The 16182-nt window shown below is 65.2% G+C and carries 14 protein-coding genes; 6 read left to right on the top strand and 8 right to left on the bottom strand.

From position 1 onward, the window contains the following. Positions 1-1602, bottom strand: coding sequence for an aminopeptidase P family protein (locus JF70_RS02815; protein WP_082069360.1), 1602 nt, complete (start codon positions 1600-1602; stop codon positions 1-3). 155 nt (positions 1603-1757) lie between these two features. On the opposite strand from JF70_RS02815, the gene JF70_RS02820 reads away from it, so the two are divergent. Both JF70_RS02820 and smc read left to right on the top strand, forming a co-directional pair. Further along, positions 1758-3179: a bifunctional folylpolyglutamate synthase/dihydrofolate synthase gene (locus tag JF70_RS02820; RefSeq protein ID WP_045935216.1), complete on the top strand. Its 1422-nt coding sequence runs from the start codon at positions 1758-1760 to the stop codon at positions 3177-3179. Continuing rightward, positions 3179-6817, top strand: coding sequence for a chromosome segregation protein SMC (gene smc / locus JF70_RS02825; RefSeq protein ID WP_045935217.1), 3639 nt, complete (start codon positions 3179-3181; stop codon positions 6815-6817). The genes JF70_RS02820 and smc overlap by 1 nt, the downstream gene beginning before the upstream one ends. On the opposite strand, the gene JF70_RS02830 is transcribed toward smc, so the two are convergent. The 4 genes from JF70_RS02830 to JF70_RS02845 all read right to left on the bottom strand — a co-directional run bounded on the left by JF70_RS02830 (position 6750) and on the right by JF70_RS02845 (position 11324). Continuing rightward, positions 6750-7493, bottom strand: a complete 744-nt coding sequence (locus JF70_RS02830) for an aspartate/glutamate racemase family protein (protein WP_045935218.1) — start codon at positions 7491-7493, stop codon at positions 6750-6752. The two genes, smc and JF70_RS02830, sit on opposite strands and share 68 nt — an antisense overlap. Continuing rightward, positions 7490-8734 carry a carboxylate--amine ligase gene (locus JF70_RS02835; protein ID WP_045935219.1) on the bottom strand — a complete coding sequence of 415 codons (1245 nt, stop codon included), beginning with the start codon at positions 8732-8734 and terminating at the stop codon, positions 7490-7492. The genes JF70_RS02830 and JF70_RS02835 overlap by 4 nt, the downstream gene beginning before the upstream one ends. A gap of 85 nt (positions 8735-8819) precedes the next feature. Next, complete coding sequence (locus JF70_RS02840; protein ID WP_045935220.1) at positions 8820-10388, bottom strand: Mur ligase family protein; 1569 nt, start codon at positions 10386-10388, stop codon at positions 8820-8822. 177 nt (positions 10389-10565) lie between these two features. Further along, entirely contained in the window at positions 10566-11324 is a 759-nt protein-coding gene (locus JF70_RS02845; RefSeq protein WP_052690706.1) for an exonuclease domain-containing protein, read from the bottom strand. 151 nt (positions 11325-11475) lie between these two features. Here JF70_RS02845 and JF70_RS02850 point away from each other — a divergent pair, with 151 nt between their 5' ends. Beyond that, positions 11476-12096, top strand: a complete 621-nt coding sequence (locus JF70_RS02850; protein WP_052690825.1) for a sigma-70 family RNA polymerase sigma factor — start codon at positions 11476-11478, stop codon at positions 12094-12096. A gap of 39 nt (positions 12097-12135) precedes the next feature. After that, entirely contained in the window at positions 12136-12423 is a 288-nt protein-coding gene (locus JF70_RS02855; protein WP_231578822.1) for a hypothetical protein, read from the top strand. A 151-nt stretch (positions 12424-12574) separates the two neighbouring features. Here the strand turns inward: JF70_RS02855 and JF70_RS09280 are convergent, their stop codons facing one another. Together JF70_RS09280 and JF70_RS02860 are read right to left on the bottom strand one after the other, a co-directional pair. Next, on the bottom strand, positions 12575-12649 hold the full coding sequence (locus tag JF70_RS09280; protein ID WP_099327425.1) for a 50S ribosomal protein bL37: 75 nt from the start codon (positions 12647-12649) through the stop codon (positions 12575-12577). An 85-nt stretch (positions 12650-12734) separates the two neighbouring features. Further along, complete coding sequence (locus JF70_RS02860) at positions 12735-13703, bottom strand: aldose 1-epimerase family protein (protein WP_156149576.1); 969 nt, start codon at positions 13701-13703, stop codon at positions 12735-12737. A gap of 172 nt (positions 13704-13875) precedes the next feature. Between JF70_RS02860 and JF70_RS02865 the strand changes: the two genes are divergently transcribed. Further along, positions 13876-14949 (top strand): 4-hydroxy-3-methylbut-2-enyl diphosphate reductase, encoded by a 1074-nt coding sequence (locus JF70_RS02865; RefSeq protein WP_045935222.1) that lies wholly within the window; start codon positions 13876-13878, stop codon positions 14947-14949. Positions 14950-14968: 19 nt separating this feature from the next. On the opposite strand, the gene ybaK is transcribed toward JF70_RS02865, so the two are convergent. Next, positions 14969-15475 carry a Cys-tRNA(Pro) deacylase gene (gene ybaK, locus JF70_RS02870; protein ID WP_045935223.1) on the bottom strand — a complete coding sequence of 169 codons (507 nt, stop codon included), beginning with the start codon at positions 15473-15475 and terminating at the stop codon, positions 14969-14971. 76 nt (positions 15476-15551) lie between these two features. Here ybaK and JF70_RS08470 point away from each other — a divergent pair, with 76 nt between their 5' ends. Next, positions 15552-16148, top strand: coding sequence for a DedA family protein (locus JF70_RS08470; RefSeq protein WP_052690707.1), 597 nt, complete (start codon positions 15552-15554; stop codon positions 16146-16148). The last annotated feature ends 34 nt before the right edge of the window (positions 16149-16182 follow it).

Below are 16182 nucleotides of genomic sequence, written 5' to 3' on the forward strand. Positions count from 1 at the left end.
TCAGTCCCGGTCCGGGTCGGCCAGCGCAGCCCGCTGCGCCATCCAGGCCTCCACCTCTTCCACGGTCTTGGGAATTCCTGCAGACAGCCACTGGGGTCCCTGCTCGGTCATGAGCACGTCGTCCTCCACGCGTACGCCGAGGCCGCGGAACTCCGGTGGCACCAGCAGGTCGTTCTCCTTGAAGTAGAGTCCGGGCTCGATGGTGAAGATCATCCCAGGGGTGATGGGGGCACCCTGGTAGGACTCGTACCTGGCCTCCGCGCAGTCGTGCACGTCCAGACCCAGGTGGTGGGCGCATCCGCAGGCGTGCCAGCGGCGGTGCTGCTGGCCTTGGGGGGAGAGGGACTCCTCCACGCTGACCTTGAGGATGCCCCACTCGTGCAGTGTTTCGGCCAGCACCCGCATGACGGCATGGTGGATGTCCGAGTAGGTGGCGCCGGGCTTGGCGGCCTCAAAGCCGGCCTGCTGGGCCTTGAGCACGGTCTGGTAGATCCGCTTCTGCAGGGGGCTGAAGGTGCCGCCTACGGGGAAGGTGCGGGTGATGTCGGCCGTGTAGAGGCTGTTGACCTCCACGCCGGCGTCGATCAGGAGCAGGTCGCCCTTCTGGACAGTCCCGTCGTTGCGCATCCAGTGCAGGATGGGGGCGTGCTTGCCCGAGGCGATGATGGACCCGTAGCCCACGTCATTGCCCTTCTCGCGGGCGTTGGCGTTGAAGACGCCCTCCAGCATCCGCTCGGAGCGGGGCTTGCCCACCACCTGGGGCAGGTGGGTCAGGATCCTGTCGAACCCGTCCTTGGTGGCGGCGATGGCCTTGCGCATCTCGCTGACCTCATAGTCGTCCTTGATCATGCGGGCCTCGGAGGTGAACTCCTCGAGCTTGTCGTCGGCTTCCTCATTGCGGTCCGGACCGCCGATGCCGTTGGCCTTGCGGGCGGCCTCCACCTGGTTCAGGACCTCCTGGTCGGCGGTGCGGATCACACGCAGCTTGACCGCACCCTGGTCCGGTCCCAGATCCTTGGCGATGGCATCAGGGAAGGAGGCGATGTCCTTGGTGGGGATGCCGGTCATGACGGCCAGCTCCCGCAGCCCGGCCCGGGGACCCACCCAGTACTCCCCGTACTGTGAGGACCGGTAGTAGTCGCGGGTGGACTGATCGGCCCGGGGATGGACGAAGAGCTCAGGGGTATGGGTCAGGCCCTTGGCGGCCTCGGGACTGTCGGGGTCCACCGGGTTCAGGACCAGGATGGCTCCGGGTTCGTAGTCCTCGCCCAGGCCCGTGTAGTAGGCGAAGGTGGTGTCTGGGCGGAAGGCGTAGTCGTTGTCGTTGTTTCGGGTCTTGTAGGATCCTGCGGGGATGACCAGGCGTTCACCGGGGAAGCGTTGGCCCAGCTCACGCAGGCGGCGCTCGGTGTATTTGCTGGACTCCAGCGGCTCGATCTGCGGCTCCTGGGGCTGCCAGCCAGTGGTCATGAACTCCTGGAATGCGGGGGAGTTGGGGCGCAGGGTGCGGTTGTTCACCCGGTCCTCCATGTTCTGCTCATCCAGGTCCACGTTCTTGGGATCGGCGTCTCCTTGTAGATGCTCATGAGCGGATGCGGTCACGTCCAGCCTCCTTGAAATTCCGGTTCTGACTATGTTGGTTCCATGGTAGTGCGTTCGGCCGATGTGACAGTCGGCTGTTTCGGCCCTCAATCGGGGTCGGTCGCGCATAGAATGGGCGGGAAGCATCCACAGCCAGCAGGAGGCGCAGGCAGAATATGTCATTCGAACACCCCAACAGCAAGGGTCAGGATATTCGCGATGTCGAGCGGGCCATCATGGCGCGTCCCGCCGAGCATGACAGCCCCAATCTGGACTTGGACAGGATGGGGATGATGCTGGACCTGCTGGGCCACCCCGAGCACAGCTTCCGGGTCATCCACGTCACCGGGACCAACGGCAAGGGGTCCACGGCGCGGATGGCCGAGGCTCTGGTGCGGGCCTACGGTCTGCGCACCGGGCTCTATACATCGCCACACCTGGAGCGGATCAACGAGCGGATCGCCATCGACGGCAAGGAGCTTTCAGACGAGGACTTCGTAGACCTTTACCAGCAGATCGAGGATTTCATCGCCATGGTGGACGACCGCTTCGCCCAGCAGGGCAGGGCTCCCATGAGCTTTTTCGAGGTACTTACCGCCATGGCCGTCTGGGCCTTCGCCGACGCCCCCGTGGACGTGGCCATAGTCGAGGTGGGGATGGGCGGCCGCTGGGATGCCACCAACGTCCTCGATGGCGATGCCTCCATCATCGGGCCGGTGGACATGGACCATATGCAGTGGCTGGGGGATACGGTCGAGCAGATAGCAGGGGAGAAGGCCGGGATCATCAAGCCCAAGTCCACGGTCATCGTCGGCGCCCAGCCCCATGAGGATGCCGTCATGCCCATCATCGAGCAGGCCGTGCGTGAGCAGGGCGCCCCCACCCTCTTAAGGGATGGCAACGAGCTGGAGGTGGTCTCCCGCATGCCCGCAGTTGGCGGTCAGGTGGCCACCTTGCGCACGCCCCAGGGACTCTACAAGGATGTGCCCATCGACAAGTTCGGCGAGCACCAGGCCCACAACGCCCTGGCGGCCTTGGCGGCGGCCGAGACCGTCATCCCCGTCAACGGGGCCCTGGACCAGGATCTGGTGGCCGAGGCCTTGAGCCAGGTGCGCATCCCCGGACGGATCGAGCAGGTGCGCACCTCGCCCACCATCATCATCGATGGCGGGCACAACCTGAATGCGGCCCAGTCCCTGCGGGCGGCCATCGAGGAGAATTACGACTTCAAGCAGCTGGTGGGCGTGATCTCCATGATGGCCGACAAGCAGGTGGAGGACTATCTGGGCATACTGGAGCCCGTGCTGGACAGCGTCGTGGTCACCGAGAACTCCTGGAAGGGCCGGGTCATGCCGGCCGAGGATCTGGAGCGGGTCGCCGTCCGGGTCTTCGGGCCAGACCGGGTGGTCCGGCGCGACCGGATGCCCGACGCCATCCAGACCGCCGTCGACATGGTCGACAGCGAGGACCAGACCGGCGTGGGCTATGGCCGGGGGGTGCTGATCTGCGGCAGTTTCGTCACCGCCGGCGACGCCCGCACCCTGCTGGCCGAGCGTCCCAACCCCGATCTGGCCAAGCCTAAGGCGGAGCGCGCCTGATGTATCTCAAGGAGCTGACCCTCAAGGGCTTCAAGTCCTTCGCCTCGGCCACCACCCTGCGCTTCGAGCCGGGCATCACCGCTGTGGTGGGCCCCAACGGATCAGGCAAATCCAATATCGTCGACGCCCTGGCCTGGGTCATGGGCGAGCAGGGGGCCAAGAGCCTGCGTGGCGGATCCATGGAGGACGTCATCTTCGCAGGCACCTCCTCCAGGCCGCCCCTGGGCCGGGCGCAGGTCAGCCTGACCATCGACAACACCGACCGGACCTTGGACATCGACTACACCGAGGTCACCATCAGCCGGACCATCTACCGCAACGGCGGGTCCGAATACGCCATCAACGGGTCAGACTGCCGCCTGCTGGACATCCAGGAGCTGCTCAGCGACACCGGGCTTGGCCAGCAGATGCACGTGATCGTCGGCCAGGGGCGGCTGGATGCCATCCTGCGGGCTGATCCGGCCGGCCATCGGGCCTTCATCGAGGAGGCGGCCGGCATCCTCAAGCATCGCAAGCGCAAGGAGCGGGCCCTGCACAAGCTGGCCAACACCGAGGCCAACCTGTCCCGCCTGGACGACCTGATCGGCGAGATTCATCGGCAGCTGGGGCCGCTGGGCCGCCAGGCCAAGGTCTCCCGCAGGGCCGACATGATCCAGGTCAGCCTGCGGGACGCCCAGGCCCGCATCCATGCCGACGACGCCCTGACCTCGCAGAGGAAGCTGGAGGATCTGCGATCGCGGTTGGTTCAGACCCGGGGGCAGCTGGCCAGGGGGCAGGAGGACCTGACCAGGGTCAAGCTACGCATCGAACAGCTGGAGGGGCTGGACCGAAAGTCCAGTCCGGCCCTGGATGCGGTCAACCAGCAGTGGAACGACCTGACCAAGCTGGGTGAGCGGGCCGGGTCCCTGGCATCCTTGGCCAGGGAGCGCAGCCGTTCGCTGGAGGCCGGCATGGTGGCCGACCAGGGACAGGATCCCGGGGTGCTCAGGCGGCGGGCCGACGAACTCAGGGGGCAGGCCGACCAGGAGGAGGGTCAGGTCGGAGCCGACCGGATCGCCCTGGATGGCTGTGTTCAAGCCCGTGCGGATCTGGAGCGGCGGCTGGCCGCTCACCGGCAGACCATGACCGAGCTGCGGCAGGCGGCCAGAAAGCGGCAGGCTCGGTTGGGCGACCTGGCGCAGCTGGTGGCCAAGGAGGAATCGGCTCTGGAGCTTTCCAGGCAGCGCGAGCGTGACCTGATCCGACAGCAGGATCAGGTCAAGGAGGGTCTGGAGCGTGCCAGAAACCGGGTGCGGAACCTGGACAGCCAGGAGGAGAGCCCTGACCAGGACGGCAGACAGGCCCTGGACCAGGCAGGCCGGGTCAGGGACCAGGCCCGCAGCAGGCTCAACGACTTGCAGGAGCGGGAACGTCGGATTCAGTCCGATGCCATCTCGGCCCAGGCCAAGGCTGATGCCCTGGCGGACACGCTGGACCATCGCGGCGCCGGCGAGGCCCTGTCCCAGGCCGGGGATCCGGCCCTGCTCGGTCAGCTGACCGACTTCGTCCGCGTGGAGGGGGGCTGGGAGGAGCCCCTGGCCCAGGCCCTGAACAACTATGCCTCGGCCCTGGTGGCCAGGGATGGCCAGACGGTCGACCGGACCCTGGAGCGGGCCCGCCGGGACCGTTTGGGACGCGCCGCGCTGATCTCGGCATCAGGCCCGCTCAAGGGGGCAGGCGTAAAGCCCGGTGATGGCCCCTGGCGGTCGGCCGCCGACCTGGTGGTCCTGCGCGAGCATCCTGCCGACCCCGACCGTGCCCAGGGGGTGCTGGAAGCTGTCCGCAGTCTGCTGGCCTCCACAGCTGCCGTCGATGACGCTGATCAGGCCCGACGTGCCCTGAAGGATGGTTGGCAGCAGGCGTTGACCCGCTTGGGCGACCTCTACGACCGGGTGGGTGCTGTGGGCGGTTCCGCCCCGGCCACCAGTGATCTGGCGCTGACCGCACGCAGGGATAAGGCCCTGGCACAGGTGGAGACCCTCCAGGAGGAATCCAAGGCATTGCAGCCGCAGATGGATGCGGCCCGTGCCGCCCTTGAGCAGGCTGAGCAGCAGCTGCAGGAGGCGCGCAACCAGTGCACCGAGGCCCGGGTCAAGGCCGAGCAGGCCGCCCGGGAGTTGGCCGCTGCCAGCAAGGAATCGGATCGGGCACAGGCCGGGGTCAAGGATCTGGATGACCGGCTGGCCCAGGTGCGCGACCAGGTGCGCACCCACGAACTCAAACTGGAGGATCTCAAGTCAGGCCTGGCCCGCGCCCAGGAGGACGGGGGGTCCGACCATGATGACCCGGAGGGCATGGAAGACCGGCAGCATGAATTGGAGACGGCCCTGGACCAGGCCCGCACCGCCGAGATGGAGGCCAAGCTGACCTGGACCGAGAGCGACCGGCGGCATGCCTCCCTGCTGCGGCAGATTGATCTGCTGCGGGATCAGGCCGACCAGGCCGAACGCCATCGTCAGCGGATAGGCGAGGAGAACCGTCGTCGCAAGGCAGGCATGGCCTCCCTGGGGCTTATCGCGCTCAGGGCCGACCTGCTGACCCAGCTGATCAAGGGGAGGATGGATCATGCGGCCCGCCGCCGGGATCAGCTCAGGGCCAAGGCTTCGGCCCATGGCAAGGAGCTGACCGATCTGAGGGCCAGCAGGGATGCTCTGGAACCCAAGGTGGCCGGTCTGCGCCAGGATGAGCACGGTCTGGATCTGGAGCGGGAGCGCCTGGCCGGTGAGGACGGCCGTCTGCGTCAGCGCATCCAGGATGACCTGGGCATGGAACCGGGGGAGTTGATCCGCGAATACGGTCCCGATCGTCCGGTGCCCGTCCTGGACGACGAGGGCAATCCGGTGCCCCTGGACCAGGAGGGGACGGAGGAAGACGGGGATACGCCAGCCTTCAAAACGGTGCCCTACCAGCGTGGTGAGCAGGAGAAGCGGCTGGCCAAGGCCAAGCGGGACCTGGCCGCCCTGGGCAAGGTCAACCCGCTGGCCACCGAGGAATACGAGGCCCTTGAGTCCCGCAACCGCTACCTGCACGAGCAGCGTCAGGACGTGATAGGCTCCCGGGACGATCTGATGGCCCTGGTCAAGGATCTGGATTCGACCATGGTCACGGTCTTCAAGGAGGCCTTCGACGACACCGCCCAGGCCTTCGAGCGCATCTTCGCCACCCTCTTCCCCGGCGGGCGCGGGCGGCTGCGGCTGGAGGACCCGGACGACCTGCTGACCACCGGCGTTCTGGTCGAGGCCAGCCCGGCCGGCAAGAAGGTCCGCAGGCTCTCCCTGCTCTCGGGCGGGGAGCGGTCGCTGACGGCCCTGGCCCTGCTCCTGGCCATCTTCACGGCCCGGCCCAGCCCCTTCTACGTCATGGACGAGGTCGAGGCCGCCCTGGACGACGTCAACCTGACCAGGCTGCTCAAGGCCTTCGAACAGCTGCGGGAGCATGCCCAGCTGATCATCATCACCCACCAGCAGCGGACCATGGGCATCGCCGACGCCCTATACGGGGTCACCATGCGGGGGGACGGGGTGACGGCCGTCATCTCCCAGCGGTTGAAGGATCCGGATCGTTCCGGTTGCGAAGAGCCCGAGCCCGATCAAGGGTGACCTGTGCCAGGACCGCCTGGGAGTCCACGATGGGCAGCTGCGGCATGGGGTAGGCCTCGTTGAGCACCGAGAGCTCGGTGCAGCCCAGCAGGACCGAATCGCAGTGGTAGTCGTTCAGGAAGGCATTGAGGACGCCCAGGTAGCGGTCCCGGTCCAGTCGCCCTTCCTTGACGTCGTCGTAGATCAGCGCGCTCACCCGGTCCTGCAGGGCCTGGTCCGGGTCCACCAGCCGGTAGCCGGCGCTGTCGGCCGGGCCCTGGTAGATGGCGGCATGGCGGGATCCCTCGGTGCCCATGTACCCCATGCGCGGATGGGATTTCGCGGGATAGTGCCGATCGGCCCAGTCGATGGTGGCCTGGGGCATGCTCAAAATGGGCACCGGGGTCAGGGCCTGGAGCCTGGGCAGAATCTGATGGGCGGTGTTGCAGGCCATGACCATGAAGGAGGCCCCTATGGCTGTGGCCTGGCGCACGTCCTCGGCCAGATAGGGGAAGGGGTCATCCTTGCTGCGGCCCAGGATGAAGTCGGTGCGGTCGGGCACGGTGGCGTGGTTGAAGACCACGTAGTCCAGAAAGTCCTGGTCCCGGTGCGCCCCGGTCAACCGGTCCAGCACCCGTACGAAACTCTCGGTGGCCAGCGTGCCCATGCCGCCCAGGACGACGAAGAAGTTCCTCATGCCAGTGTCCTTTTGTCACGGAAGTAGCGCCGGTAACGACGCCGATAGATCGCAAACATGTGTCGAATCAGCAGCCAGCGCCTGAAATTGCGGTCCTTGCTGTACTCCAGGGTGGTGCCCCAGTCCCCGCGGCGAATCATGGCCATGGCCTGTCGCTTGTCTTCGGATTCGGCGCAGTATTTGCGGAAGATGTCCTTGGGGATCTCCATCCAGAGGCGGTGCCCCCGGCCGAAGACGGTGCGTCCGTTGAAGGGGGTGTCCAGGACCAGGTCGTCCACGAAGTAGCGGGCCAGGTTGAAACCGTTCAGGGTGACCACGTAGCTGCTGCGGCCCTGACGCAGATTGATCTCGAAGAGCTTGTAGACCCCGTCGCGCGGGTCGTATTTCATGTCGAAGTTGGCCATACCGCTGTATTTGATGTCCTCGAGGAAGGCCTTGATCCGGTCGAAGATGTCCTGGTTGTAGTCGGGGATGATTGCCGCGTAGTTGCCCACGGCCTCGGGCGCGGGATCCTCCAGCAGGGGATGGCCCAGGAACATCATGCGCACCCGGTGGTGACGGTCCACATAGGCATTGAGCACCCTCATATTGTCATCGCCCCCGGGCACGAAGTCCTGGATGACCATCTGAGAGGTGTACCCGGCCTGGTAGGACCTGCGGATCATGGTGTCCAGCTCATCCGGGTTGCTGAAGATGAAGGCCTTCTTCCTGCCGGGAAAGTCGATGCCCAGCCACTCGTCGCTGTCCGCGGGTTTCATGGCCACCGGGTAGTCGAAGGGCAGGTTGCGGTGGCGGCCGGCTTTGACGTCATCTGCATCCACCGAAATAGTCTTCGGGTGGGGCAGGTCATAGCGGTCGCAGAGCTCATAGAATGAGGATTTCAGGGAGAGGGACCGGTTCAGTTCCTTGTCGATGGCGTTGAAGACGAACCGCTCGCGCAGGGGCTCGCCGAATTCGTCCAGCAGGTTGGCGTAGGTGTCCCCGCAGGGCAGCAGGAGCAGGGTGGCCCCTGGGTGGTCCCGATGATAAGCGTCGGCCCACTCGTTCAGGGTGGACACGAAGACCTCGGGATTGGTGAAGTCGTGGACCAGATGCAGGTCCAGGATCCTGCTGTACTTGGTGGGGGAGAGCTGGTAGTGGCCGAATGCGGTGGAGACCAGGCCGTAGACCTCGTGGAAGGCTCGCGCCATCCCGTAGGTGTTGATGTCGGTACCCAGTATGACCGGTTGGAATTCTTTCATGTTTTTGAAACCACCTACCATGTGCTCGTGCGCCCCACCCTGCCGTGGGGCATTCGGCTTTCCATCTTAGAACCTGCCGGGATCGTCAGACCTTGGCTGCGCCGGTGGCTCCCAGGTCGTAGCTTTTCGTGCCCAGCAGACGGGCCACCACGTGGTCGTCGCCCTCGTAGGGCACGTGGCGGCCTTTGTTCTTGAACCAACGTTCCTCGCCCTTGCCCGTGACCAGAATGATCCGCAGACGATCTCCGGGTTGGCCCGGTTGGCCAAGGCCCTGTTCGATGGCCTTAGTCCTGTCCAGTACGATGCTGGTCTCCAGGTTGGCGTTGGTGACGAAACTCAGCATCTCCTGGTCCACATGTTCCGAGCTTTCCTCGTTTTCGTCGTCAGCGGTCAGAATGAGCCGATCGACACGGTCCTGGGATGCCTGGACGATGCCCTTTCGGCGGTCGATTCCCCTGCCGCCGGTTGCTCCGCAGACCAGGGTGATCTCAGGTTTGCGCTCGCCGTAGCGCTCATCCACAAAGTCCAGCAGGGCCTTCATGGAGGCGTAATTATGGGCGTAATCGACATAGGCAATCCGGTTGTCGGCCTGGAAGCATTCCATCCTGCCGGCGATGCGGATCTTCTCCATGGCGTGGAGCGCATCGGCATCGGGTTCTAGCCCCAGCCTGTTCAGCATGGCAAAGGCGGCTATGGCGTTCAAGGCGTTGAAATCACCGGCTATGGACAGGCTGACCGGGGTCATGGGACCACTGGCAGGGCCGATCAGATAGTCGTTGCCCTTGCCCGGGGCCTTACGTGCCACGAAATCGGCCTCTTGGGTACCGAAACCGAAGGTGGTCACTGGAATGCCGGCGGCGCTCGCATCCTGGCGGATCAGGTCGGCCCTCCGGATGTCGGCTCCCATGACCAGCTGCCTGCTGTTGTAGGCTATGCGGCGCTTGCAGTAGAGGTAGTCCTCGAAGGTGGGGTGCTCCATGGGGCTGACGTGGTCGGGTGAGATGTTCAGGAAAGCCCCCAGGTCGAAGGTCAGTCCGTAGACGCGATCCACCTTGTAGGCCTGGGAGGAGACCTCCATGACCAGGTAGCGCATGCCGGCATCCACCGCCTGGCGCATCATGCGGAAGAGGTCCAGCGACTCGGGCGTGGTCAGCTGGGATTCCACGTAATGGCGGCCGTCCAGGCAGTTGTCCACAGAGGAGAAGAGGGCCGCGCGACCTCCGGAGAGTTCGCCCAGCATGGCGTGCAGATAGTAGGCGGTGGTGGTCTTGCCCTTGGTGCCGGTGATCCCCACCAGGGTCAGCTGGTTCTGCGGATAGCCGTAGAAGGCGGCCGAGAGCAGGCTCATGGACTTGCGCACGTCATTGACGATGATTCCCGGGGCGCTGGTGTGAGCGGACAGGTCCTGCTGGGCCACGTAGGCCGCCGGACCTTCGGGACCACAGGCATCCATGTACTCGGGCAGGAAATGCCCCTTGCAGAAGAGCAGGCTGCCGGGTCCCGCCTGGCGGGTGTCGTAGGTGACGTCGGTGAAGGGCTTGAGCAAATGGTGATCCGCGGGCTGATCCAAGGTCCATCGATCACCCTGAATCACCTCGCGCAGCTGATCGTGTTTGCGCAGCAGCTCCAGGGCCGAAGCCATCGTCAGCGCCATGCCGTCTTCCTCCTCGTCTGATGGGATTCTTTCAGCCCGACTGCAATCCGGTCAAGGCCAGGTCCAAGTCTATAGTCCCGGCCAGGCAGGCACAGAGGAGTCCTGCCACCCCTTGACCGAAAATATACATATGCCTCGGGTCCCATACAGGAAGTGACCGGGTCCGGTGATGAAAGGTCAGAGCCAGGAGTCGGTGACCGGGCGGCGGCCCTGGGAGATCAGGTGCTGGTTGAACTGTTCCCGCCACTTGGCCTGTGCCTGCCGCTGCCAGTCCATAAGGGAGTCCATGGTGATTCGGGCCACCTGGGGGAACAGGGTGGTCATGGGCTTGATCAGGTCCACGGCCGCCACAGTATCCGCCGTGGCATTGTGGAAGTTGCCGTGGGGGATGACGCCGTAGTACTCGCTGGTCATTCCCAAGTTGCGGCGGCCGGACCGATGGGAGATCTCCCTGTCCAGGACCAGAGGGTCCACCACCAGCAGATCGCCCTCGCTCAGGGGCTTGACCGAACCCGCGCACCAGCGGGCGATGTCCCCGTCCAGCATCTGCACGTCGAAGGGGGCGTTGTAGGCCAGCAGGGGAATGCGCTTGTCCTGGGCGCGGGCGATGAATCCGGCCATCTGTGCTGTGGCCTGCTCAGGCTCCATGCCTTCGGCGGCCAGCTGCTGATCGGTGAACCCGTTGACCCGACTGGCCCCCTTGCTGATATGCCGGTGCGGATTGATTATCCAGGTGGCTACCGCATCCCCTGAGTAGCCCTTGGCCGGGTCGCGCAGAACCAGGCTGGCCGAAACAATGCCGTCCTTGCCCGGTCTGGTGCCCGTGGTCTCGGTGTCGAACCCCAGAAGCCAGGAGTCCCCCAGGCGTGTCGACCCCTCCTGCTGCGGGGCGGACGCAAGCGCCTGCTCCATGCTTGTGTGCTCGGTGTTTTCCATAAGCGATTTCTCCTCTGCCATTATGGTAACCGAGGAGCGACCTGCCCGCGACCGGGTCGGAACCGCAACGGGCGAGGGGGGATGGCACAATGGGGGTGTGGCAGATACCAGCGAACTCGAAAGCAGAAAACGTCAATTCGAGGCCCTGGCCATGCCTGCGGTGGACGTGCTTTACCGACAGGCCATGCGCCTGACCAACAACCCCGACGACGCCCAGGATCTGGTCCAGGACACTTTCGAACGCGGATTCAAGGCCTTCGACCGTTTCCAGCCCGGCAGCAACTTCGAGGCCTGGATGACCACCATCGAGCGCAATGCCTACTTCAACCAGTACCACAAGGCCAAGCGGCGCCCGCAGAGGGCCAACGACTCGACCGGCGAGTACAACGACTGGGACATCTATTCGGCCTCGGAACATGGGTCCGAGGGGCTCAAATCCGCCGAGCAGGAATACATGGAGACCTTCGCCCCCGAGGAGATCATGGCAGCCCTGAACCGGCTCAGTCCGGAACGCCGACGGGTCTTCATCGACGCTGCCATTGACGGCAAGAGCTATCAGCAGGTGGCCGATGAGGAGGGTATCAAGATCGGCACGGTCATGAGCCGGCTGAACCGTGCGCGCTCGCAGCTGCGCCAGGAGCTGGAGCGGTATGCCCAGGAGCGCGGCTACCAGCAGGGGCGCGGTGCTGCAGGCAAGCCCTCAGCGGAACAACATGGTGCCGGTGCTGCCAGGCCTAGTATAAAAAAAGAGATCAGCAGCAAGGGGCACTGAGGGCCCCCGAAGATCGGGTATCAGGAAGCGGGCAGGAGCATGGACGGACGCGTGGAGATGAGTCACTACGCCTACGATGACGGTGGCTCCGTCAGGGTGTCCCATACCAGCCTGCGCATCTACCAGGATGCCTCCTGCGTGGACCCCAGTGACTGCTTCGACCCGGAATCCTGTTGCGACGAGCGGGAGCGCATGGTCATCGAGGAGCTGCGCCGGTATCTGCGTCCCGAATGCGCGCCGGACTGTCTGCTGGATCGGCTCAGGCACATGTTCGATCAGATGGATGAACTGGAGCAGGGGACACCGGATCGCGCCACGGACAAGTAGATACAGCCAAGCAGGCCCGGTCGGCTTCTTGGCAGAAGAGCGGGTCTGTCCGGCTGTCTCGGTAGTTGCAGGAACCATGGTCATGCCTATGCAGCCATGGTTTTTATGTATATATGCAAAACCCCGGCACCGTTGGTGCCGGGGCAGACGATCAGGTGTTCGGCCTCTTGCCGTGATTGGCGGCCTTCTTGCGGCGATCCCTGCGCTTGCGTCCGCGCATGCCCATGATTGGACTCCTTTGCTACTGATGAACCTATAAGCCTTGCCGATTATCGCACACCGGGCTGACCTTTGTCGACCAGCCAGGCTGCTCAGACCTCTTGCGCCCGGTATCCCACCTGGGTGGTGTAGACGGCGGCAGGCTGCAGAATGACCAGGTTCCGACCAGTTCTGAAGGCGTTGGCATAGGCGGTCATGGGTTCCACGGCAACGCCGGCCGGACGCATGCCTGCGTCGAAGCCGGTCCCGGTGCAGACCTGCCAGGAGGTGATGGTCTCATCGCCCCAGAGCTGAATGCGGATGCCGTCCGGCCGGGTGAACCAGGCCGAGCAGGTGCCGTCATCGTCCCGCTCCACATCGGTCCAGGCATCGTCGAATTTCGCATCCTCGCCCAGCACAGGGCCCTGGCGCAGATCGGTCCGTCCCTGGACGGGTTCGGTGCCGGTGGGCAGCAGCCTGTCCGGATCGACCACCACGTGGGTGCGGCAGGGGATGGACAGGGTGCAGGGGGCGTTGTCCTTCTGGATCTGGTCACCGACGCCCTGCTTGCCATTGGCCAGCCAGGGGTGGATGCCGAAGGCCCACGGTGCGGCCTCGTCGCCCAGGTTCAGGGCCCGTGTGGTCATGGTCAGCCCCTGGTCGTCCAGGGTGTAGGTGACGGTGACCACCACGTCGAAGGGGTATCCGCCCATGTCCGGTACCCGCCAGGAGAGGCTGACGGAGTCCTCGGTCAGGGCCTGCAGCCCCCAGTAGGCCCGGTATCCGTAGCCGTGGATGGCGGTGTTCCGGTCGTGCTCGTCGATGGGCAGGGTGTAGGTGTGGCCCTGGAAGTCGTAGGTGCCGTCCTCGATCCGGTTGGGGAAGGGGACCAGCACGTTCCCGTTGCTGCAGGGTACGGTTCCATCCGGGTTGAATGAGGCCAGCAGGTCCTTTCCCCGGTATTTCAGGACGCGCAGGATGGCTCCCAGCTCGGTCACCACCGCCTCGTAATCCCCGTGACGGATGCTGTACTGCTGTCCTGTCCGGGGCACGGCCCCGCCCATCATCTCGTTCGTATGCATGCTCCCACTTCCATAGTGCCGTTGATGCTTGGTACGTCACCATCCTAGCGCCTGGACGGTCTTGGCTTCTTGGTGAAAGAGTGGCGGATGGACTACCGGGGGCCACTCCGGCTTTCTACCATGGACTTGCATCGTCCGGGATTGTCCGGATTGACATCGATAAGGAGCGGCAGTGGCAGGATTTCGGACCACCGTGTGCGAACAGCCGACCCCGCAGGGGCATGGGCGGGTCATCCTGGCTGATCCACGCGGGTTCTGCGCGGGGGTGGACCGAGCCATCCAGACCGTGCAGACCATCCTGGATGCGGACAACCCCCACCAGGATCAGGGTCTGCCACCGGTCTATGTGCGCCGGCAGATAGTCCACAACCGGCATGTGGTCGAGGACCTGTCCCGGCGGGGGGCCGTCTTTGTGGACGAACTGGAGCAGATTCCTGACCAGGCCGTCCGTGCCGGGGTGCCCGTGGTCTTCTCGGCCCATGGAATCGCCCCCTCGGTCGTCAAGGAGGCCCAGCGGCGGGGGATGCGCGTGGTCGATGCCTCATGCCCACTGGTCAGCAAGGTCCACCGGGAGGTCCAGCGCTTCGTTCGCGACGGCTACTCGATTATCTACATAGGCCACCGTGGGCACGACGAGGCTGTGGGAGTCATGGGGGAGGCACCGGACCGGGTTCACCTGGTGGAGCACGAGGCCGATATCGAGGCCCTGGACTTCGGGCCCGACACCCCGCTGGTCATGCTGACCCAGACCACTCTGAGCCTTGATGAGACCGCCGACCTGGCCGCGGCCCTGCGCCGACGCTTCCCCTGGATTCAGGAGCCACCGGGCTCGGACATCTGCTACGCCACCCAGAACAGGCAGCAGGCGGTCAAGCTGGTGGCCGGCCAGGCGGACTGCATGATTGTGGTGGGGTCGGCCAACTCCTCCAACTCGGTGCGCCTGGTCGAGGTGGCCCGTCAGGCCCTGGATATCCGGTTTCCCGGTCAGGGCGAGCAGAGGGCCCATCGGGTCGACGATGCCGGTGAGCTGGACCCGACCTGGCTGCAGGGCATGGACTCGGTAGGGCTCACCTCGGGTGCCTCGGTTCCTGAAAACCTGGTTCAGGGGGTGCTGGAGACCCTGGCCGCCCGAGGGTTCACCCAGGTGACCCGGGCCCGGGCGGTCGACGAGCACATGCACTTCGTCCTGCCTGCCGCACTGCGCCCCGCACGGGCATCCAGGAAGGTTCCACAGCCGCAGGGCTAGACCCCAACGCTAAAATCTCTCAGTCGGTGGCCAGAGGGGCGGTCTTGGCCTTGAGAACGCGGATCAGATCCCGAGGGTCCAGGCCCAGGCTGATGCCGCGCTTGCCGCCGGAGACCATGATGGTGTCGAATTCCAGGGCGCCCTGGTCCAGCACGGTGATATGTGCGGTGCGTTGGCCGAAGGGCGATATGCCGCCCAGGACGTACCCGCTCTCACGCTCGGCCTGGGCCTTGTCGGCCATGCGGGCCTTCTTGGCGCCCACGGCCGCCGCCAGGTGTTTGAGGTTCAGGTGGCCGGTCACCGGCACAATGCCGATGACCCGCTCCTTGCCCGTGTCGGCCATCAGGGTCTTGTAGACCGTGCGCGGGTCCAGGCCCAGCTTTTTGGCTGCCTCGATACCGTACCCCTGATCCATATGGTCCGCGTTGTGATGATACTCGTGGATGGTGAAAGGAACCCCCAGACGCTCCAGCTGGGCCATGGCCGGAGTCGCGGCATCCGAATCCGCACGCTTCTTCTTGCTCATGACTCCATGCTAAGGTACTGACCGTTTAGGGAGGCTGAGGGGTGTCTTTGGCGCGATCGCGCGGAAAGGGTGGTCCATGACCGCTGTCAATGCCTGGCTGCTCGATGCGGTGACGGGCGGCTGGGGGCTGGCCGTGCTGTTCCTGGCCGCCTTTCTGGATGCCCTGATCATCCCCATACCCACGGAGCTGATGGTCCTGGCCACGGCTTCGGCCTTCCGGGCTACGGGAAGACCCCTTCCCGTCCTGGTCTTTCTGGTATGCGCCCTGGCCTTCGCAGGCGGCGATGCCTGCACCTATGGACTGGGACGGCTGGTCCCGCTGAATCGTCTGGCCGTCTTCCGAGGTGCCGCAGGCAAGGCTGTGACCTCGTGGGCCCACCGGGCCCTGCTGCAGGGGGGTGGCTTCTTCACACTGGCCTCGCGCTTCGTGCCCTCGGGCCGGACCGTGGTCAATCTGACGGCCGGCGCGGCGCGGTATCCGCTGAACCGTTATCTGCCCCTGGCTGCCCTGGCCGGCCTGCTTTGGTCGATTTATATGTGGACCCTGGGGTATCTGGCCGCCTCATGGCTGGAAAACAATCCTCTGGCCGTCATGGCCTTTGGCTTTCTGGCGGGGATGGTCGTCGGCCTGGTCTGCGACCTGGCCATGCGGGCGCTCACCCGGAGGCGCTGATTATCAACAAGGGGCCCGCCCCCCGTAGGGAACG

The sequence above is a fragment of the Bifidobacterium mellis genome, from assembly GCF_000967265.1.
Lineage (GTDB): Bacteria > Actinomycetota > Actinomycetes > Actinomycetales > Bifidobacteriaceae > Bombiscardovia > Bombiscardovia mellis.

Excerpts from the sequence above, each read along its gene's own strand:
- JF70_RS02820 (WP_045935216.1), top strand. The coding sequence starts at position 1,758 with ATGTCATTCGAACACCCCAACAGCAAGGGTCAGGATATTCGCGATGTC.
- JF70_RS02860 (WP_156149576.1), bottom strand. The coding sequence starts at position 13,703 with ATGCATACGAACGAGATGATGGGCGGGGCCGTGCCCCGGACAGGACAG.
- JF70_RS02840 (WP_045935220.1), bottom strand. The coding sequence starts at position 10,388 with ATGGCGCTGACGATGGCTTCGGCCCTGGAGCTGCTGCGCAAACACGAT.
- ybaK (WP_045935223.1), bottom strand. The coding sequence starts at position 15,475 with ATGAGCAAGAAGAAGCGTGCGGATTCGGATGCCGCGACTCCGGCCATG.
- JF70_RS02850 (WP_052690825.1), top strand. The coding sequence starts at position 11,476 with ATGCCTGCGGTGGACGTGCTTTACCGACAGGCCATGCGCCTGACCAAC.
- JF70_RS02845 (WP_052690706.1), bottom strand. The coding sequence starts at position 11,324 with ATGGAAAACACCGAGCACACAAGCATGGAGCAGGCGCTTGCGTCCGCC.
- JF70_RS02835 (WP_045935219.1), bottom strand. The coding sequence starts at position 8,734 with ATGAAAGAATTCCAACCGGTCATACTGGGTACCGACATCAACACCTAC.
- JF70_RS02855 (WP_231578822.1), top strand. The coding sequence starts at position 12,136 with ATGGACGGACGCGTGGAGATGAGTCACTACGCCTACGATGACGGTGGC.
- JF70_RS02830 (WP_045935218.1), bottom strand. The coding sequence starts at position 7,493 with ATGAGGAACTTCTTCGTCGTCCTGGGCGGCATGGGCACGCTGGCCACC.
- smc (WP_045935217.1), top strand. The coding sequence starts at position 3,179 with ATGTATCTCAAGGAGCTGACCCTCAAGGGCTTCAAGTCCTTCGCCTCG.
- JF70_RS08470 (WP_052690707.1), top strand. The coding sequence starts at position 15,552 with ATGACCGCTGTCAATGCCTGGCTGCTCGATGCGGTGACGGGCGGCTGG.